This is a genomic window from Candidatus Vondammii sp. HM_W22, assembly GCF_022530855.2.
Classification (GTDB): domain Bacteria; phylum Pseudomonadota; class Gammaproteobacteria; order Chromatiales; family Chromatiaceae; genus Vondammii.
In genome coordinates, this window is record NZ_CP099567.1 from 2,717,094 (window position 1) to 2,737,274 (window position 20,181).

General features: G+C 48.7%; 11 protein-coding genes and 10 pseudogenes. 4 read left to right on the plus strand and 17 right to left on the minus strand.

Annotated elements, in window-relative coordinates; translation table 11 throughout:
* Positions 1-7 precede the first annotated feature (7 nt).
* A pseudogene (locus tag MN084_RS15375) lies at positions 8-3,035 on the plus strand (Tn3 family transposase).
* A gap of 93 nt (positions 3,036-3,128) precedes the next feature.
* Positions 3,129-3,425 (plus strand): annotated as a pseudogene (locus MN084_RS15380) (transposase); the annotation flags it as partial.
* Positions 3,426-3,457: 32 nt separating this feature from the next.
* On the opposite strand, the pseudogene MN084_RS15385 reads toward MN084_RS15380, so the two are convergent.
* From MN084_RS15385 to MN084_RS15410, 6 genes and pseudogenes are all read right to left on the minus strand, one after another.
* Positions 3,458-3,637: pseudogene (locus MN084_RS15385) on the minus strand (polyhydroxyalkanoate synthesis regulator DNA-binding domain-containing protein); the annotation flags it as partial.
* A gap of 230 nt (positions 3,638-3,867) precedes the next feature.
* A pseudogene (locus tag MN084_RS15390) lies at positions 3,868-5,186 on the minus strand (IS5 family transposase).
* 301 nt (positions 5,187-5,487) lie between these two features.
* Positions 5,488-5,844 (minus strand): DDE-type integrase/transposase/recombinase, encoded by a 357-nt coding sequence (locus MN084_RS15395; protein WP_330178151.1) that lies wholly within the window; start codon positions 5,842-5,844, stop codon positions 5,488-5,490.
* Positions 5,845-5,861: 17 nt separating this feature from the next.
* Positions 5,862-6,059 carry an IS3 family transposase gene (locus tag MN084_RS19930; RefSeq protein ID WP_241086065.1) on the minus strand — a complete coding sequence of 66 codons (198 nt, stop codon included), beginning with the start codon at positions 6,057-6,059 and terminating at the stop codon, positions 5,862-5,864.
* Positions 6,060-6,122: 63 nt separating this feature from the next.
* Positions 6,123-6,542 (minus strand): annotated as a pseudogene (locus MN084_RS15405) (transposase); the annotation flags it as partial.
* Positions 6,543-6,855: 313 nt separating this feature from the next.
* Positions 6,856-7,050, minus strand: coding sequence for a hypothetical protein (locus tag MN084_RS15410; RefSeq protein WP_330178152.1), 195 nt, complete (start codon positions 7,048-7,050; stop codon positions 6,856-6,858).
* Between the two features lie 129 nt (positions 7,051-7,179).
* On the opposite strand from MN084_RS15410, the pseudogene MN084_RS15415 reads away from it, so the two are divergent.
* Positions 7,180-7,758: pseudogene (locus tag MN084_RS15415) on the plus strand (transposase); the annotation flags it as partial.
* A gap of 18 nt (positions 7,759-7,776) precedes the next feature.
* On the opposite strand, the gene MN084_RS15420 reads toward MN084_RS15415, so the two are convergent.
* From MN084_RS15420 to MN084_RS15450, 7 genes and pseudogenes are all read right to left on the minus strand, one after another.
* A complete protein-coding gene (locus tag MN084_RS15420) occupies positions 7,777-8,028 on the minus strand; it encodes a hypothetical protein (protein ID WP_330178153.1) in 252 nt (83 codons plus the stop codon).
* A 546-nt stretch (positions 8,029-8,574) separates the two neighbouring features.
* Positions 8,575-9,180, minus strand: a pseudogene (locus tag MN084_RS15425) (IS256 family transposase); the annotation flags it as partial.
* A 406-nt stretch (positions 9,181-9,586) separates the two neighbouring features.
* Positions 9,587-10,606, minus strand: coding sequence for an anthranilate phosphoribosyltransferase (trpD, locus tag MN084_RS15430; protein WP_241085868.1), 1,020 nt, complete (start codon positions 10,604-10,606; stop codon positions 9,587-9,589).
* Positions 10,607-10,712: 106 nt separating this feature from the next.
* The gene (locus MN084_RS15435) at positions 10,713-11,294 is read right to left on the minus strand and encodes an anthranilate synthase component II (protein ID WP_241085867.1); all 582 of its coding nucleotides are present in this window, start codon (positions 11,292-11,294) and stop codon (positions 10,713-10,715) included.
* A gap of 2 nt (positions 11,295-11,296) precedes the next feature.
* Complete coding sequence (gene trpE, locus MN084_RS15440; protein WP_241085866.1) at positions 11,297-12,790, minus strand: anthranilate synthase component I; 1,494 nt, start codon at positions 12,788-12,790, stop codon at positions 11,297-11,299.
* A gap of 148 nt (positions 12,791-12,938) precedes the next feature.
* Positions 12,939-13,625, minus strand: a complete 687-nt coding sequence (locus tag MN084_RS15445; protein ID WP_241085865.1) for a phosphoglycolate phosphatase — start codon at positions 13,623-13,625, stop codon at positions 12,939-12,941.
* Positions 13,626-13,708: 83 nt separating this feature from the next.
* A pseudogene (locus MN084_RS15450) lies at positions 13,709-14,018 on the minus strand (IS1595 family transposase); the annotation flags it as partial.
* 127 nt (positions 14,019-14,145) lie between these two features.
* Here MN084_RS15450 and MN084_RS15455 point away from each other — a divergent pair.
* Positions 14,146-15,369 (plus strand): annotated as a pseudogene (locus MN084_RS15455) (IS256 family transposase).
* Between the two features lie 64 nt (positions 15,370-15,433).
* Here the strand turns inward: MN084_RS15455 and ribD are convergent.
* The 4 genes and pseudogenes from ribD to MN084_RS15475 all read right to left on the minus strand — a co-directional run bounded on the left by ribD (position 15,434) and on the right by MN084_RS15475 (position 19,725).
* Positions 15,434-16,564 (minus strand): bifunctional diaminohydroxyphosphoribosylaminopyrimidine deaminase/5-amino-6-(5-phosphoribosylamino)uracil reductase RibD, encoded by a 1,131-nt coding sequence (gene ribD / locus MN084_RS15460; RefSeq protein ID WP_330178154.1) that lies wholly within the window; start codon positions 16,562-16,564, stop codon positions 15,434-15,436.
* Positions 16,561-17,067, minus strand: a complete 507-nt coding sequence (gene nrdR / locus MN084_RS15465; protein WP_241085863.1) for a transcriptional regulator NrdR — start codon at positions 17,065-17,067, stop codon at positions 16,561-16,563. Before nrdR ends, ribD begins: the two co-directional genes overlap by 4 nt.
* A gap of 150 nt (positions 17,068-17,217) precedes the next feature.
* Positions 17,218-18,471 carry a serine hydroxymethyltransferase gene (glyA, locus tag MN084_RS15470; protein ID WP_241085862.1) on the minus strand — a complete coding sequence of 418 codons (1,254 nt, stop codon included), beginning with the start codon at positions 18,469-18,471 and terminating at the stop codon, positions 17,218-17,220.
* A gap of 59 nt (positions 18,472-18,530) precedes the next feature.
* Positions 18,531-19,725 (minus strand): annotated as a pseudogene (locus tag MN084_RS15475) (IS4 family transposase).
* Between the last annotated feature and the right edge of the window lie 456 nt (positions 19,726-20,181).

Here is a 20,181-nt window from a genome sequence, read left to right on the forward strand (position 1 = left end):
TAGTAATATTCCGGCTTTTACGAGAAGCCTATGCCTTATTAAAGAACGCCTGACCGTACTCCACGAAGCAGAAATTAACGATTTATATGGCGTTCCCAGCCTGTCACTGGAAGAAAAACGTATCAGTTTTACTCTGAATGATCTGGAGCAGGACGTTATTAAATCCATCAGGGATCGCAATCATAAATGCTATGCTATTGCTCTGCTGGGTTACTTTAAGATCAAGCCCATTCAGCTCAATCCGGCCTACAAGGAATTGAAAGCAGATCTCACCTTTATTGCTGAAGAATATTTCCCTAAATTTAAAGTCCCTCGCTTCAGTGTTAGCAATAAGCAGAAAACACGTATCTACGACAAGATTATAAACCTTCAGGGATTCAAAACATGGTGTGTGGAACAACATCAGGAACCTCTCATTACCTATTTGCAACAGGTTGCTAAATCCTGGATTGAGCCGCGCTTTTTATTTGATGCCTGCACCGAATACTTAGCTCGAAATCATACAGAAATCCCTAAATATACCGTGCTTCAGCGAATTATCAGTCAGGTAATCAAACAGGAACGTAAGCGACTTTCTGATCTATTAAAGACAACCATATCAGATGAATTAGCTACTAACTTGGCTGAGTTAGTTGATGGAAAAGGTATGCTAACCGTTAAAGAACTTAAGCAGGCGGCGAAAAGTTTTAATGCTCCAGAATTGGAGAAAGAGTTGAACGTCAACAAGTTAATTCAGCCCTGGATGGATGAAGTTAATCAAGTGGCCTCTGCTCTATCACTATCGCAACAAAACTGACTGCACTATGCGGCGATGGTTGATTACTACTCTATAACCAAGCTTAAACGCTTCGACCGTGTCACGCAGCAGCTTTATTTACTTTGTTATCTTCAGGAGCGGGTACAAATCAATATTGAACGTTTGGCTGATGGGTTTATTTATCATGTCCGAAAGTTACGTGAAAAAGCTAAAGCGTATGCCAAGGAAATGGCCTATAAAGATTGGGAGGGCACGGTAGTAAATATTAGCAAAGCCGCTGAATTATTATACTTTTTTATTGACGATACCATTGATGGCCATGTGTCATTTAGACAAATAAAACAACGGGTACAAGGCTTGCTTGGAGCACGGGAAATAGAATCACTGTGCTTGTATCTGAAGAAACAAAAACGCACGAAAAATGATTACATCTGGGAATTTTATGATAAGCAGCGTGAACTGATTCAGCACTTAATACGCCCCATTTTTTTATGCCTGACCTTTGAAGGATTAGACAATACACAGGCTTTATCTGCACAATTAAATAGAATGAAAAAAGAGTTGTTAGGTGCTGGTGAATTAGCATCGTCAGATCGACGATTGATTCCAGCCAAACACCAATTGTATGTTATCAATATTGATAACAACGTACTCTCTGAGCGTTACGAGTTGATGCTGTATTTAGCAGCTCAAAATAATCTTGGTGGAAAACTCTTTATACCAACGGCTATCAAATATCGTGCATTACACGATGACCTTGTTGGAGATATCCCCTGGGCACAGAAAGACAAGCTACTTAAAGGTTCCATGCTAGATAGCATGAATACAGAGCCTGCCCAGCGGGTTAAATCGATGGAGAAAAAGATGAACGATAAGCTGCAACGGGTTGGCCAGCGCATTGATGAGGGCGACAATCGAAATGTGGTATTGCGTAATCGCTCAGGAAAAACTCAATGGAGGTTGCCGTATTCAGGCACAAAATCGGCTTTAAACAATCCCTTTTTCGACCGTATGAAACCGATTAACATTGCCGATGTATTACGCTTCGTTCATCAGGAAACAGCATTTTTAAAGCACTTTGAGCATGTTCGCCAGGTACAGTCCGGACAGAGTGATCATTTGAATGATTTACTGGCGGCTCTCATTGGCAATGGAACCTATTATGGCCTACACGGCATGGCCAGCATCTCTGATAGATCATATGATCATCTACGCACAGTACAGGCCAATTATTTGCGACCTGAAACGCTAAACCTCGGCAATGATGCAATTAACGATGCGACAGCGAAATTATCAATCTTCAAGCATTACAATATCCAAAAAGGACTCATTCATGCCAGTGCTGACGGGCAAAAATTCGAATCACGGTTAGAGACTTTTAAAACTCGCTATTCATCTAAATATTTTGGCACGAATAAAGGACTAACATCGATGAACTTGATTGCCAATCATGTAGCCTTGAATGCCCAGATTATTGGTTCCAATGAACATGAATCTCATTTTATTTTGGATCTGCTTCATAACAATACCTCGGAGATTAAGCCGGATATTTTGTCAACGGATACGCACGGCGTTAATCATGTTAACTTTGCTTTGCTGGACCTGTTTGGCTATATCTTTGCGCCGCGCTATGCTCAGTTTGGAACCGTGATATCAGATCTTTTTGATGTAAATGAGGGAGAAGACAATAAGGCAACGCTCTCATTAAAAAAGCCTATTAATACAGAATTAATTATCGATGAGTGGGATACGATACAGCGCATTATTATATCACTACAGCAGAAGACGATAACGCAGGCGACCCTTGTTAGAAAGCTTTCTGGCTATAGTCAAAACCACCCCTTGCTGAAAGCTTTAACTGAATATAATCGTATGCTCAAGGCCATGTACTTACTGGACTATATTGATGATGCCAGTTTAAGAAATTATGTACAGCGAGCCTTGAATCGTGGGGAAGCTTATCATCAATTACGGCGTGCTATTGCACATGTGAATGGCAATCGTTTCCAGGGAAAATCAGACGATGAGATTGTCTTGTGGAATGAATGCGCGAGGCTATTAACCAACGCCATTATCTATTTTAATTCGCTGATACTGACGCGATTACTTGAGCATTTTGAGGGGGAAAGTGACGATAAGAAGTTGGAAATTATTAAGCAAGTTTCGCCAGTGGCTTGGCATAACATCAATTTGAACGGAACTTACAGCTTTAGCTTTGAACAAAACCTACTAGTATTTGGATGAAATTATGCAATCAATCGTGCAAAATGAAAATTAAGCCACCTCTGTAGGCCTTGTGGGGTATGGGCTGTAGAGATAAGTGTCACTTTAGGACGGAATGTCCACAGAACCCCATGGGACAACAAGCACCCCCCGGATCAGCCGCTCCTGGCGTGCCCATTGGCAGAATCTCAACACGCTGTTCAACTACCCGGAGGACATACGAAAAGTGATCTGCACGACCAACGCCATTGAATCGCTGAACAGCATCATTCGCAAAGCGATCAAAAAGCGGAAGTTGTTTCCAACCGATGATTCGGCGAAGAAGGTCATCTATCTGGCAATCCAGGCCGCATCGAAAAAGTAGACAATGCCGATCCGTCATTGGAAACCAGCACTGAATAGATTTATGATTGGGTTCGGAGAACGCTTAGCGGTATACATTTAACCCAGGCAGTTACACAGAAAACTTTACAGGCTCAGCATGATCCGCAGCAGAACGGAGCAGGTCAGATCTTCGTTGCTGTTGATGTCGATCACCTGGAAGCTAGCGCCGCTCATTACCAGTTCCCTGATATTTGCCAGAGTGATATAGCGGCTGAGTTCCGTATCATAGAGACGGCGGTTGGGATATTTCTTAATAACTCTGGGGCTTGGCATGGCGCCTGTTCCTCTGGTGAAACTCCGTCTACAGCAACAATTTATCCGGAAATATCAGTCTGTGGGAAATTATCTTTCTATTGAGAGTTATTGTCAAAAGAGGTATATCAGTCATTTCTAAAGCGGCAATCTGGTCTGAATTTATCTATCTCAACTCCATCTTTAAATGGCACCTCTTTTATTACCTTGGCCAAATAATTAGTCGATCCTGAAATATTCATTCCAGGCACTTAATAATACTGTTGTTTCTGTTTTGCAAACAGGAACAACAGTATGGACATGATATTTTTCAGCACAAAAAGAACCTCCTTCATCCATTTTCTAAAGTTGAAGGCAGCCGCCGCCATAAGCAAGTTAATCTGATCCCCGGCAAAGCCTTTAGGAAAGTTCCTTTTTAGCCTGTGGTCACTCTTTAAGTGACCACAGGCTCAATGCCAGCTCGTCTTCTGAAACGTTTTCTGGCTAATGCCATGGCTTCTTCTGAGGTATTCTTCCTGGCAGGCTTTGGCGTTACTATCTGTGTGTCATTAACCTTTGATTTGCCCCGGTAACCTCGATCAGCAATACCCACTTTGGGTACTCGATTGATGAGACGTTTCACCTGTGCCAAGACCTCAGGTACGGTGTGACCATCAAATACATTCTTCTCAAAAGCCAGGGCACCAATCACAATGCCCGCGTCCCTTGTGGTGGTGATTGATGCCTTGGTGCCAAACTCATAACGCTGCTGGGCCTTGCCTTTGCTCATACAGTAAATATGAGGTTCATGTAGGCTGTACAACTTATTTTTATCAGCACGCTTCTGATTCAGCATGCGCTGGTACAGGGCGAACTTTTCTGCATAGAATTTCTGTTGTTCTCCGGTCATCTTACGCTGTATTTCACGCAGTAATCGGCCGCTGATGGTCTTTAATCGCTTGACGGCCTTACGTGCCTTTTTACGATTCCTCGGATGTGTGGCAAATCGGGTGGGGAGCTTGAGAATTTTTACTTCCTTCTCATGGCTTCGACTGAGCACGATACCTTCTGCTCGGGCCATCTTGAGTAACTGCCCGTGTATCTTTCGGTACTGCTTTGCATCAGTTGGAAAGGTAATGTTTTTCTCTTGTACGGTAGTGTCGATACACATTTCATCTTCGATCGCCTTTTCTTGATGTAAGGCGATAGAGGCAGCCAGGACCTTTTCAAAACCTTCGTTGCCAATACGCTTTCTGAAGTAAGTCAGGTCGGAGGGGTCACAAGGAAGTTGCCATTGGAATTCGATCTCACCCGTAAAACTCTGGTAGTAGGGATTTTGTATCCAGCGTTGAATCAGAACCTCGTCACTGAGGTCTTCCAGATGCTTGAGTATCGAGAGGCCCACCATTAGGCAGATCGGTTTTGAGGGCTTTCCAAGATGAGAGTAAAGCGGGGCAAATTCAGCATCAAAATATGACCAGTCTATCTGTCTGGCCAGTAGCAAAAGTGGATGCTTGGGGTTCAGCTGATCCAGTAAGTTCTGGTGCAGGAAACTTTGCTGGTTGGGATTGGCTGTCTTGGCTTTGCTCAATTATCCACCTCTGTTTCGTCCAGTTTTTCTCTGCTTTTACCCCTTTCACGGACGTTTATTTTATCAAATTTAGACGCTTATTTTATATAAATCATTGCGTTATGAATATTTCAGGGTCGACTAATTAACCCTGCGCAGTTTGCGCCAGTCTTTCTCAGCACATTGGCTGAGCTTGAACAGCATATGCAGTACACTATCTCTGGATAAACAGTCCTTGGAGCAATTTGATCTTCCCCATTAAAAGTTGACACTTGCTAATACCTGTCTTTCAAAATCTACTGGACATGCTACAGCCCACATTCTAAAAACGGACATACTTTGTTGTTTTTCTCTTGAATTCCAGAAAACTTCTAAATGGTTCTGTATAGTAAAACTCAGACTTATAGGTATGGAAAAATGATTCCATATGAGCATTGTTGTAACCATTTCCTTTCCCAGACATACTTTGCTCAACTCCAAGATCCTTGAGCCAATCACCCACCATGTGATTTGCATATCTAATCCCACGATCCGAGTGAAACACTTTCGAGCAATGCTCAGAGTGGGCTGTCAGTGCCTTCTTAATCGTGTTCAGCATCATATCAACATTACGCTTCTTGCTCACCTCAATTCCGACAATCTTCCGAGTATGTAAATCCATTACGATTGAAAAGTACATAAAGTCACCACCAATCTTTATATAGGTAAAATCTGCAACCTATATTTCATGGGATAAACTCGGACCATCATAGCTTTCTTGATCACTGAACCGGGCTTCCATTGTCTTGGCTTATACCTTCTGTCCATTTTAGCTCTAATACCATTTTCTCGCATCAGTCTCGCCACTGTATTCTCACAGCAGCCGATGCCACGATTGTTCAACGCCGCTACCATTCCCGGACTTCCATGGGTTTCCTTAGCCTCACGGTGGGTCTTTTTTATCTCCCTATGTATGCAGAAGCCAGGTTGTCGAGGAATGACGTCAGCCAGTAAAACCGCCTGAGCCATCAGTAAACGGATCAAATTGTAAGCCAAAAGATAGACCCACAGCTCTTTTTCCGCCATTTCCGGTGTGCAACAACTTAATGTTTCCATTCCCAGAGTGGTCTTGATGTTGCGTATATCTAACTCTACCTGCCAACGGTCCCGATAGAGTGCCTTCAAGGCGGGTTTGACTTTTGGCTTGTCTATTTCGATAAGATGATTTCGCGGGCCCCCGGCGCTCTCCCTGGCGAAAATCCGTGCTGCGCCTGAACCATGTTGCTCGAAAACGCCATCCACTCCTTTGGCCTGAAGAGCACACAACAGAAAACAGGTGGCATAAAAAGCATCCCACAGAAGGAGATCACCAGCGTCCAAAGTACCAAGCATGGTTCTAAAGCCAGAAACATCGATAACGTCTCTGTTGGCGGAAACAGCCTTTCCCGATGTTCCGGTAACAATGATTCGACTTGATTGAGAAACCCTGGGCCGATTAGCCGATTAGCCGATTAGCCGATTAGCCGATTAGCCGATTAGCCGATTAAAGAAAGCATAGGAATCACTGGCTGTAGCGTAGGTTGTGATACGCTCTTGTTGATACATGCAGACGCGTTGATTAGGATGCATTAAGGCTGTTTGATGGTTTGGCAATTAGCATCTTATCACCTGAAGCAGCCTTTTTTTATTCGTTATATCAGTAGGTTATTGATTAAGTAAGTAGCATTCTGGTCAGCGCCTTTTTTGCTTTATCTAATGCGCCGACATCATTGGGATGCTTGATGATCTGGCGGTCGCTATACCAGCCCTCTCTTTTGAAATACTGATGAGCTGCATTATGGATGCTGTTACGCAGTGTGATTTCTAGTGTTTGAAAGGTGGGATAGAGGCTTTCGCTCAAGGCCATGTTCCAGGCGTAGTAGCTGAACAGGGAGTTATAACTGAAAGTGTTATTTGAAAGGAATTGAAAAAAAGCGGGGTATCTGGTTGATTTATTGTTGCGAGACATCAAAACAACCATTGAAGATACTCCACCATGAGTAAGAATAACGTTGTTAAGCTGGCAGTTCGAGATACGATTATCGATCCGCTGACAGAGTTGCCGAGAAGCGGTGCGGAGCAGTTGATCTACTAGGCGGTGGAGGCCGAGCTGCTGGAGCTGTTGGCGGAGCACGTCGAGCGACGGACAGAGGATGGCAAGGCGGGTGTGGTGAGTAATGGTCACCTGCCAGCTCGTAAACTGCAGACAGGATTGGGGCCGGTCACGGTCAAGATACCCAAAGTACGAGCGAAGACCGGCGAGCCGGTGACGTTCCGATCAGCTCTGGTGCCGCCGTATGTACGCAAGACGAAGTCACTGGAAACGGCGCTGCCATGGCTCTACCTGAATGAGCGTGGTGAGAAGCATTTTCTGGCAATTGAGGATGGTGTACGGGAGTCCACACAGAGCTGGCGGGAGGTACTGTTGAAACTGAAGTCACGCGGACTGACCCCGCCAAAATTGGCGATCGGTGACGGTGCCATGGTATTCCGGGCTGCGCTGGAGGAAGTGTATCCGGAGACGCGCCAGCAGCGCTGCTGGATGCACAAGACCATGAACGTGCTGCACATCCTCTTCATTGGGTAAACGAATTTATGAGCCATCAATCGCACAGAGTCGAAATCCATTCCATTTTTGATAGCCGCTGAAACGATCATGGAAATCTTGTGTGATGATCTGATTCAGCTCAATAAATGCCGCATGAGAGAGCTGTTTTCTAGCTTGAAAAAAAGCAGATTTGGTGATTTCCTGAGCGGCCTGTTTTCGATTCTTGAGTGCTTTATAAAATCGATCAAGCTCCACCTGCGCAGCATTTTTTCTGAGGTTTAGAAAATACAGAATCAAGGAGGGGAAACTAAGTTTACGATTACGCGTGAAACTGTTTTTTGAGAGGCAGTGTTTGATCTTAAAATGATTATCAGAGATAGCTGTATTTATGTAGGTATAAATAGATTCAAATGACCTTGGTAAGCTTCATATTGCGACCTTAATATCGTGGTAAATGTCGGCACTTATGGGGATAATTATTATAGCAGAATTAATGAGTTACGGCTTAACTTACTGGCATTTTGTCAGTACCCTTTAGATGCGCCAAAGCTGTGGATTGCAAGCTGCAAATGCGCCACCTGCGTTTTTCAAAAAGACTTCGTTTGGTATTTGATAGCCGAGGCATTTTCGAGGCCGACTGCTAAATAAAACGAAAACCGGGTCAGAGAACAATATTTGCCAATATAGAGCCCACCTTATCGAGCAGAACTGTCAGTGATACAATGCCAAGAAAGGGACGTTTCCAAACAACCAGGGCGCGTACAGCACCACAATCAACCTGATCGATGGCGACAACACCCTGAGCCAACAGCCCGCTATCCCGGGCACAGTGCCCGCCAACAACAACCACATCCCCAATAATTCCTTGTGGCCTTCCAGATTGACGCTCAGAGCGAGATAAATCGCTTTATTGATCACTTTCTTGTCTTGCCGGATTTTAACGACAATGCTGTCCAGATAAACAATAGGATAAATCGCATCCAGGGGGCGAGATTGCCATTCAACAACCTGTTCGATAACTGCATCAGTGACTTTGGATATGAGTGTGGCGGAGACATCGGCTCCGTACATTTCCTTGAATGTCGTGACGATTTCGCGGGTCGTCATACCCTGAGCATACAAGAAGAGGATCTTGTCATCCATTGAGGTAAATCGACGCTGGTGCTTTTTAACTGGCCGGGGTTTAAAGCTGCCCGCTCTTTCTCGTGGAGTATCCAGTTCAAACTGGCCATCTTCCGTTTGCAAGGTCTTGCTGGTCGTGCCGTTGCGGCTATTACTCGCTTCGGGTTGTTCATGTTTGGCAAAGCCAGGATGATCTGCCGGTTCAACGTTGAGTGCTGCATCGACCGTGATTTTTGGCAGCATTTGCCGAAACTCGTTGAGATCTTCTTCAGTTTTGATGTGATTAGCGGCCGCCTGGGCTATCGCCTGGAGCTCTTTCTTGTCGATCGTCTGCCTATCCTCACCCTTGTTTGGGTTTAATGACAGGCAGTTACACAGCATTTAGGTCTGTTTCGTTTTCCACAAAAGCACTTGAATCCACTACATGATTTGTGCTCCTCCTGTGTAAATAAAATTTCAAAACCTCATTTTACCAAGCATTCAGATCATCTCTTTTTAGTTATCCAAGTGACGCACTTTGGAGTCAAATCCACCAAACTGAGCCCAACAATACCCGAAAAGCCTCCTAGTCTACGGTCCTTTCCAGCTTTGGCTGCGGGTCTCCCAGTTGCCCAAGGAGTTCAATTCGGTCTTGATGATCAAAAAACTCGGTTGTATGGATTTTATCGATACTTGGTTGAGTTGGTTACTATATATCGCTGATTTTGAAAGGTTTTAGAGACTCCCTTAATAATCATTCAAAACTTTGGCTCAGTATAACCAGCCTGTCCAGACGGCTGCGGGCCTCGCCGCCGACAATGACTTCGCCGGCTTTTTCGATTCCTCCCGCCAGTGTGTCAGTCAGGCCGGCAGTGTAGATAGCAGCACCTGCGTTGAGCTGAACGATGTCGCGGGCTGGCCCCGGCTTGTTTTCCAGCAGGGCGCGGATAATATCGAGACTCTCTTGGGCATCGGCCGCCTTGATGTTGGAAATGGGGGTGCGTGAGAGGCCGAAATCTTCGGGTTGGATGCTGTAACGTCGTATCCGGCCATCCTTGAGTTCTGCTACTTCTGTTGTGTCTCCGATGCTGATTTCATCCAGACCATCCCGTGCATGGACTACCATAACGTGGTTACTGCCTAGTTTCTGCAGTACATTGGCCAGAGGATCGAGCAGTTGGTCGCTAAAAACCCCCAATATTTGATTTGGTGCTCCAGCGGGGTTGGTGAGAGGACCAAGTACATTGAATATGGTACGAGCACCCATCTCCTTGCGCGGACCAATTGCGTGTTTCATTGCGCCATGATGGGCCGGGGCGAACATGAAGCCAACACCGATCTCCTCAATGCATTGGGCAACCTGTTGCGGGGAGAGGTCAAGTCTGACGCCGGCAGCCTCCAAAACATCGGCGGAACCGGATTTGGATGAGATGAAGCGGTTGCCATGCTTGGCTACCCTACCCCCTGCCGCTGCAGTAACGAAGGCGCTGGCAGTGGATATGTTGAAAGTGCCTGAGGCATCGCCCCCTGTTCCGCAGGTGTCGACCAGATAATCTCTGCCGACTTCCACACGCGTTGCCAATTCTCGCATTACTGAGGCTGCTGCTGCAATTTCAGAGACGGTATCTCCTTTCATCCGCAAACCAATCAGAAAGCCGCCGATTTGGGCCTGAGTTGCACCTCCGGTCATGATGGTACGCATGACACTGGTCATCTCATCAGTGCTGAGATTCTTATGGCTGAGCACCTGGTTGATTGCTTGTGGCATTTCCATTATTGTTGCTCCTAGAAGTTGGTTTTTGTCCGGGACGCCGAGATCACAGTAGATCGTAGCACCCACAGAGTTTTTTGAGGGTACAGGCTCCTGGGGTTCCCTATCTCTATTTCCCCTCAATAAAATTTTGCAGCAGATCGTGACCATGCTCGGTGAGGATCGACTCGGGATGATATTGTACGCCCTGCACATCCAACTTCTTATGCCGAATTCCCATGATCTCACCCATGGATCCGTCCTCATTTTGGGTCCAGGCAGTGATCTCAAGGCATGCCGGAAGGCTCTCTTTTTCGATTACAAGGGAATGGTACCGGGTGGCTTCATAGGGATTATTCAGACCGCTGAAGATGCCGGTATTCGCATGATAGATCGGTGAGGTCTTGCCATGCATCACCTTCCTGGCATGAATGATCTTGCCACCAAAGGCCTGCCCAATGGACTGATGGCCCAGGCAGACGCCGAGTATCGGCTTGCGTCCGGCGAAGGTCTTGATGGTCTCTACCGAAATGCCGGCCTGTTTGGGGGTGCAGGGGCCGGGTGAGATAACGATATGGTCAGGGTTGAGCTGCTCAATGAGGGCGATATCGATTTCATCGTTACGATAGACCCGTACATCAGCCCCTAACTCGCCAAAGTATTGGACCAGGTTATAGGTAAAGGAGTCATAATTATCGATCATTAACAACATGGTTACGCCTCCTCACAGTTGTTGTTCTCAAGTCCGGCCTCGGCCAGAGCTACGGCCCGGAAAACGGCGCGCCCTTTGTTCATGGTCTCTTTCCACTCCAGATGGGGCTGGGAGTCAGCCACGATGCCGGCGCCTGCCTGAATATGCAGGGTTTTGTCCTTGATCACCGCGGTGCGAATGGCGATGGCTGTATCCATATTGCCGTTCCAGGAGAGATAGCCGACGGCACCTGAGTAGACGCCGCGTTTCACCGGCTCCAGTTCATCGATTATTTCCATAGCGCGGATTTTCGGCGCTCCGCTGACAGTGCCAGCGGGGAAAGTGGCCCTGAGAACATCCATGGCGCTCATGCCATCTTTCAGCCCACCGACTACATTAGAGACGATGTGCATAACGTGGGAGTAACGTTCCACGATCATTTTGTCGGTCAATTTTACTGTTCCGGTTTTAGCCACGCGACCAGCGTCATTACGACCAAGGTCTATCAGCATAAGGTGCTCGGCCAGCTCCTTGGGGTCAGCAAGCAGCTCTTTTTCCAAGGCATTGTCCTCCTCATCTGTATGACCCCGACGGCGTGTGCCGGCAATGGGCCGCACAGTTACTTCGTTATCTTCCAGGCGAGCAAGGATTTCAGGGGAAGAGCCGACGATGTGGAAGTCAGCAAGATTAAGAAAATACATATAAGGACTGGGGTTCAGCCCTCGCAAGGCCCGATAGAGATCCAGTGGCGATGCATGAAAAGGAATAGAGAGGCGCTGGGAAAGAACCACCTGCATGCAGTCGCCATCAAGTATGTACCCCTTGGTGCGTTCAACTGCCTGTTTGAAGCTTTTTTCGGTAAAGCCGGAGATGAAGTGAGATTCATCAATCTCATGCCGGGGTCGCTCCGGTTGGTCCGGCAGGCATTCCCGCATCCGTTCGACCACCGTCTGAAGGCGCTTTTTACCGGAGTCGTAGTTGCCGCCGTTGGTGGGGTCTACATGGACAATGACGTAGAGCCGTCCCCGCAGGTTGTCAAACACCACCACTTCATCGGAAACCAGCAGCATAATGTCCGGGTTGTCGATGGTATCCGGATTAGGGCACTCGGCCAGCTTGGGTTCGATATAGCGGATGGTGTCGTAGCCGAAATAGCCTACCAGACCGCCGGTGAAACGGGGTAGACCTTCCTGTTCGGCCACCCTGTACCGTTGCTGGAACTCTTCGATAAAAGTCAATGGGTCTTCAGCATGGTGCTCTTCGATCACCTTGCCGTCAGTCTCTACGGTAATGTTGTGGTCTCTGACACGCATCAGGGTACGGCAGGGGAGTCCGATGATGGAGTACCTCCCCCACTTCTCACCGCCTTGTACCGACTCAAACAGATAGGAGTTTGGCCCATCCGCAAGTTTCAGGTAGACACTCAGTGGGGTGTCGAGGTCGGCAAGAACTTCGCACATCAGAGGAATGCGGTTGTGGCCTTCAGCGGCCAGCTGGTCGAACTGTTCGGGAATCATCTCTCTCTCCACACAAGGGTTAGCGGCAGGTGTACGGGGGGCTTCACCAGCGCCATCGTGTACCTGTCTTCAGTGTCTTGTTGTGATCGGAGAGATTCATTAGGGTTTGGTTTTTGTGTCTGTTCCGTAAACGATAATCTAAATCAGATTAAGTTGCGAGTCGCAATGCCTGTTCGAGCAATTCGGGGAGGTCCGCCAGAGAATTTATCACGGCATCAGGTTCGGCATCGCGGATGTCCTGGCCATGGTTGTATCCATAGGGGACACTGACTGCCTGGAAACCTGCCGCCCGCGCTGCGGTTACATCGTGTATGGAGTCACCTACCATTATTGACTCATCCGAACCGATGCCAAAATGTTCCGCAGCATACAGTAACTGCATTGGATCGGGTTTTTTCTTTGGTAGCGTGTCGCCGCTGATGATAATGCCCATGTTGTCGTGAATACCCAACGCCTTAAGCAGAGGAATGGTGAACTGCTCCGCTTTGTTGGTGACGCAGCCCAACTGATAACCTGCCGATTTCAATTGGTCCAGACCTTCCCTGATGCCAGGGTAGAGCTGTGAACGCTCGCCGTTGTGCTGACCATAGCTTGTCATGAATAATGGGTACGCTTTTTCAAAATAATTTTCTGCTGGCTCGCCATCCAGTGCATTCAGCAAGGCGCGCTTTACCAAGCGCTCGACGCCGTTTCCCACCCAGTTGCGGACTTGTGCCTCTTGGTAAGTGGCGCGTCCTATCTGCTCCATCATGCTGTTAACGCTGAAAGCCAGATCAGGAACGCTGTCTACCAGGGTGCCATCCAGGTCGATGAGTATTAGTTTAGGTTTTTTCATGGTATTCAAAATTTAGTCTGGAAATGCAGAGAGCACAGAGCCCACAGAGATATTTAGATTGATTAAGTGGCTGTCCTAGTTAATCAGTTAAATTTGTCTTTAACCCATTGATTTAGTTGTTTTAACTGACTTTTTTGATCACTATTGTTAAATCGCCATTCACACACCTTTAAAATAGAGATGGAGACGGTCTTTTAGTACGCCGTTAAACTGACGCATATGCCGCTTTGCCTGGTTCCAAGAGTTCTCTATTCCGTTAACGTGGTTACGCTTGTTTGCGAATAGCTTACTGTGATTTATTCGATAGTGCTTAAATTCTGAGACATCTAATGCATTAAAGCTTCTCCATGTGTCGGTATGAACAATACTGTCGGGCTTTACCTGTTGCCTAAGAGTTATAACTGAAAGTGGTGTTTGAAGGGAATTGAAAAAAAGCGGGGTATCTGGTTGATTTGTTGTTGCGAGACATCAAAACAACCATCGGAGATACGCCACCACGAGTAAGAATAACGTTGTTAAGCTGGCAGGTCGAGATACGATTATCGATCCGCTGACAAAGTTGCTGAGAAGTGGTGCAGAGCAATTGATCTACCAGGCGGTGAAGGCCGAGCTGCTGGAGCTGTTGGCGGAGCACGTCGAGCGACGGACAGAGGATGGCAAGACGGGTGTGGTGCGTAATGGTCACCTGCCAGCTCGTAAACTGCAGAGAGGATTGGGGCCGGTCACGGTCAAGATCCCCAAAGTTCGCGCGAAGACCGGCGAGCCGGTAACGTTCCGATCAGCTCTGGTGCCGCCGTATGTACGCAAGACGAAGTCACTGGAAGCGGCGCTGGCGTGGCTCTACCTGAAGGGGATTTCCAGTGGAGAGATGGGTGAAGCCCTGAAAGTGCTGGTGGGTCCGGATGCAACAGGCTTGTCGGCCGGCACGGTGTCGCGTCTGAAGCAGGTCTGGGCAGAAGAATATCGGGGCTGGTGCGAAGAGCGTCTGGATAAGCGCCATTGGGTGTATGTGTGGGCAGACGGTGTCTACAGCGGATTGAGAGCAGAGCAGACGAAGCTGTGTGCCCTGGTGGTGATCGGCGTGAATGAGCGTGGTGAGAAGCATTTTCTGGTAATTGAGGATGGTGTACGGGAGTCCACACAGAGTTGGCGGGAGGTACTGTTGAAACTGAAGTCACGCGGACTGACCCCGCCAAAATTGGCGATCGGTGACGGTGCCATGGGATTCCGGGCTGCGCTGGAGGAAGTGTATCCGGAGACGCGCCAGCAGCGCTGCTGGATGCACAAGACCATGAACGTGCTGAACTGCCTGCCAAGGTCAGCTTAGCCGAAAGCGAAGCAGGCACTGCATAACATCTGGCAGTCGGAGACCCAGGCCGATGCGGAAAAGGCCTTTGATCTGTTTATCAAAACGTATGAGCCAAAGTATCCGAAGGCTACCATCTGTCTGCACAAAGACCGAGAGGAACTGATGGCTTTCTATCAATTTCCTGCGCAGCACTGGCAGAGCATTCGGACCAGCAATCCGATTGAATCCACCTTCGGGACAATCCGCCATCGAACCAAGCGTTCCAAGGGCTGTCTATCGCGTGACGGCATGCTACACATGATGTTCAAACTCGGCAGGTGTGCCGAGAAGAAGTGGAGACGATTACGGGGTTTTGATTATCTGGCGAAGGTGATAACCGGAATCAAATTTAAAGAGGGTGTTGAGGTAGCAGGAGTCGATCAGGTCGCCGCTTGATTCAACTGGCTAAACACCAGATTTGACTATAACTCCTCCATGCCCTCGACCACCCGGACCTGACCTACTGAGCACAAATCCCGGGCCGGGCAGTAATCCGTATATCCCGCCCTACCATACGCAGATCGGTAATACTCAACTCCACCCGATCACGCATCAATTCAAGCTCAGGCAGATGGAACAACCCCCTACCGTCACTACCCATAATATGCGGTGCCGCATAAATCACCAGTTCATCGATCACCCCGGCAGCCAGTGCAGCGCCAGCCAGTGTCGGCCCGGCTTCAATCAATACTTCATTAATCTCCTCACCTGCCAAGTGCGTCATCAACGACTGAAGATCGATGGCCTCACCTTCACCTGGGAGCTCAATAACTTCTCCATCCGCAGACTCCAGCGCCTGCCGAGCGGGGCCGGGATCACCAACACAGATGACCTGGGTTCGCCCCGGCAGCCTGAACATTCTGGCATCCGCCGGCATCGCCAGACCAGGGTCCAAAACCACGCGTATAGGCCGGGGACGGTCCGTTTCAAATTCAACCCCGTCAAGAAGAGAGAGGTCAATGCGCACGTCCATGGAAGGGTCATCCGCCTGTACTGTGCCAATCCCGGTAACAATCGCATCACTGCGTGCCCTCAGGCGCTGCACATCCAGGCGTGCCGACTCACCGGTAATCCACTTGCTCTCCCCGCTGGCCATAGCAGTACGCCCATCCAGACTCATCGCCAGCTTACAACGGACATAAGGGGTGCCTGCCATCATTCGCTTGATAAAACCGGGATTAAGAGCCCTAGCTTCGGACTCCAAAACAGACGAGACTACGTCAATACCAGCCTCTCTCAGCAAAGCAATCCCTTGGCCTGCCACCCGCGGGTTTGGGTCTTCCATGGCCACCACCACCCGGTTGACACCAGCCTCAATCAACCCATCGGTACAGGGCGGTGTCCGTCCATGATGACAACAGGGCTCCAGAGTAACGTAAGCGGTTGCACCTTCCGCTTTATCACCTGCTACCGCCAAGGCATTTCGCTCGGCATGAGGCTCGCCGGCACGCCGATGAAAACCTTCGCCAACGATAACCTCATCACGAGTCAGCACACACCCAACCAGAGGATTTTGGTGTGTTGTATAGAGGCCCTGGTTTGCCAGACGAATGGCTCGCGCCATGAAGTGGTGCTGCTCCTGACCGGTCATGATTCGCCATCATCCAGAAGATCGAGTTGTTGACGTTTTGTATCAGGCGGGAGTTGCGTCCCCAGACTCTTGATCTCCTCCATGAACGCGTTAACATCCTCAAACTTGCGATAGACCGAAGCAAACCGGACATAGGCAACCTGGTCGAGTGCCCGCAGCTCATCCATCACCCACTCGCCAATCTGCCGGGAGGAGACTTCGCGCTCACCCGTGGCCAACAGCCTGCGGCGGATATGATTCAACGCATCATCCACCTGCGCGGTACTGACCGGCCGCTTTTCCAGCGCCCGGGTCATGCCGGATGCAAGTTTGCGCCCGTCAAACGGCACCCGACTGCCACCCTGCTTAATCACCCGGGGGAGATTGAGCTCTGCCGTCTCATAAGTGGTGAAGCGCTCTTTGCAGACAGCGCACTCCCGTCTGCGGCGCACCTGATCGCCTTCCCCAAACAGCCGGGAGTCGACCACTTTAGTATCCTGGGCACCACAAAAAGGACAACGCATTATTTGAAGACCTGGGGCTCATCCAGTGCCCGCTCAGAAATTCATAATTCACCACAAAGAACACGAAGAAAACTAATTGGTTACCCGTTCGTGCGCTTCGAGGTGAAAACAGTATTTCCGGACGAATAGAGTCCAACCCCCGACAGCGGTTTATTGATAGACAGGGTGGCGGCTACAGAGATCCAGTGCCTGCCCCTTGACCCGGTCAATAGTGGCCTGGTCACCACGGGCATCGATAATGTCACACATCCACCCCGCCAGTTCCACCGCCTCTGCCTCACCGACCCCGCGCGTCGTCAGCGCAGGCGTGCCGACACGAATTCCGCTGGTAACGAAAGGCGACTGTGGATCATTGGGCACCGCATTCATATTGACCGTGATATTGGCCGCCCCCAGCCATGCATCCACATCCTTACCTGTCAGACCGGCCTGAATAAAGCTGACCAGGAACAGATGGTCATCGGTACCACCGGATACAACATCGTAGCCACGGTCGATAAACACCTGAGCCATGGCCTGGGCATTATCTTTCACCTGCTGTTGATACACCTTGAACTCTGGTTCCATCGCCTCTTTGAAGGCGACTGCCTTGGCGGCAATCACGTGCATCAGCGGGCCACCCTGAGTACCCGGAAAAACCAGGGAGTTGAGCTTCTTCTCAATCTCCGGATTGGATTTGGCCAAAATCAGGCCGCCACGCGGACCCCGCAGGGTTTTATGAGTCGTGGTGGTTGTGACATCGGCAATCTGAACCGGGCTGGGATAGAGACCCACCGCTATCAGACCGGCAACATGGGCCATATCGACAAACAGCCAAGCGCCCACTTCATCGGCAATATCACGGAACCGCTGCCAATCGACCACACGGGAGTAGGCAGAGAAGCCGGCCACAATCATTTTCGGTTTATGTTCCCTGGCCAAACGCTCCACTTCGTCATAATCGATCTCGCCGGTGTCAGGATTCAGACCATACTGAACGGCATTGTAAAGCTTGCCCGAAAAGCTCGGTTTGGCGCCGTGGGTCAGATGACCGCCATGAGCTAGGCTCATGCCCATAATAGTGTCGCCGGGAGCGCACAGCGCCATATACACAGCGGCATTGGCCTGAGAACCGGAGTGTGGCTGAACATTGGCGTAATCGGCTCCAAACAACTGTTTGGCTCGGTCCAGGGCAAGCTGTTCCGCCTTATCTACATATTCGCAGCCGCCATAATAGCGCTTTCCAGGATAGCCTTCGGCATACTTATTGGTCAGCACCGAGCCCTGAGCCTGCATCACCCGTGGGCTGGTGTAGTTTTCAGAAGCGATCAGCTCAATGTGCTCTTCCTGCCGAACCTCCTCCGCCTGGATAGCTTCCCATAGCTCATCGTCATAACCGCTAATCTGCATATCTTTGCTGAACATGAAGCCTTACTCCGGCGAAATTAAAGGTCCATTTTAACACACTGCTGTCCCGTTAACTTTCATATCAAAACCATCTGATTTATGTCTGGCTGTTTGTCGCTGAGAGGACCACCTCGCAGCAAGGCCATCAGGTCCCGTTTTTCAAACAGATTGAGCTGTAATAAATGCAATATTTGCTGCATGCTTTTCTTCCGCTTTGACTGGAACTTGATAAATCCCAAAAGTAGATAAACACACAGTGCAATCCAAATCTGCGTCATTACTGCATTCTTACTTGTTCTAATAAAGAATTTTATTTTCAGGTTCTGTTTGATCCATTTGAAGAATAGTTCCACCTTCCAACGCACTTCATAGATATCGGCAATGCTTTTGGCCGCTAGTTTGAAATTATTGGTTAGAAACACATAATGCTTACCGGTTTCCGGATCTCGGCAACCCATGCGGCGTAATGGGATTAGACATTTCTTTGCCATCTGTGCATTCAATGGTTTGGTCACAGGTCAACCCCTTTCTTCGACAAGACTGGACGGCGTTTTACAACACGGATTTTAGCATTGGACTTAAGGCGAGCGACAAAGAACATTCCTTTTCCTATCAATTGGTTATACTACGCATAATCGTTATAACCTCTATCAACAGCGACAATGCCGTCTTTGGGAAACTCCAGTGTCCGGCCAATGGTGACGTCACTGGTCTTGCCTTCCGTGATGGTAATAAATTCCGGAAGATAGCCACCATGATTCAATCCAACATGGAGTTTAATGGCCCCCTTTGTTGTTCGAAAATCAGCCCAGGGGAAGACGGATAGGCAGAGATCGATGGTAGAAACATCCAGTGAATAAAGCGGATTACTGAAACGAAAACCATGGATTGGAGTCATCTCATGGCAACGCTTCAAAAGCTTTCCAAATAGAGCTTCGTATAGGCCGCAGGGTCTGTCCTCATTTATGCGAGCCAGATTAGAACGGGAAAGCTTCGCACTGCCAAGATGATAGGCACGATGTGCCTGTGCAGTGCAGAGATATTATCCACAATATCGCGCAAGCTGTTCCGGCCTGATAGCTGTGCCATCCTAAGGCTCAGAAACTGCGACCATCGGGACACTGTCCGAAAAGAACGGCCAGTATGATGCTGGTTGGCAAAGGTCTAGAATTCATCTCTTGGAGCAAGTTTTAGTCTTTGTGAGAAGATCGTATTACGATGGGCAAAGTCCTGATTTTCTTTTTGTTTTCCAATGGGTTGCGGTGAACGCATTGTATCAAAACAAACAAGTGTGCCTTCGATCTCGTGATGCGTTTTGGGACATCCCAGTCCCCAAAACACACTCGATCCTCGATAGCCTGTTATTGCCCCGGCCGCCCTGCATACGTGCCGCTTCGCCACACCATCGTTTCACTCGGCGCAGGCTACGCAGTGCGGCCTCACGGCTTGGGTCTACCGGCCTTCGCTTCGCTTATGTGGACTCCCCTCTATCAACAACAAAATAGAGACTGTCCTGAATTCTGTGTAACTGCCTATCATTAAACCCAAACAAGGGAGAGGACAGGCAGCCGATCGACAAGAAAGAGCTCCAGGCGGCCGCTAATCACATCAAAACTGAAGAAGATTTCAACGAGTTTCGGCAAATGCTGACCAAAATCACGATCGATGCAGAGTTATAACTGAAAGTGGTGTTTGAAAGGAATTGAAAAAGAGCGGGGTATCTGGTTG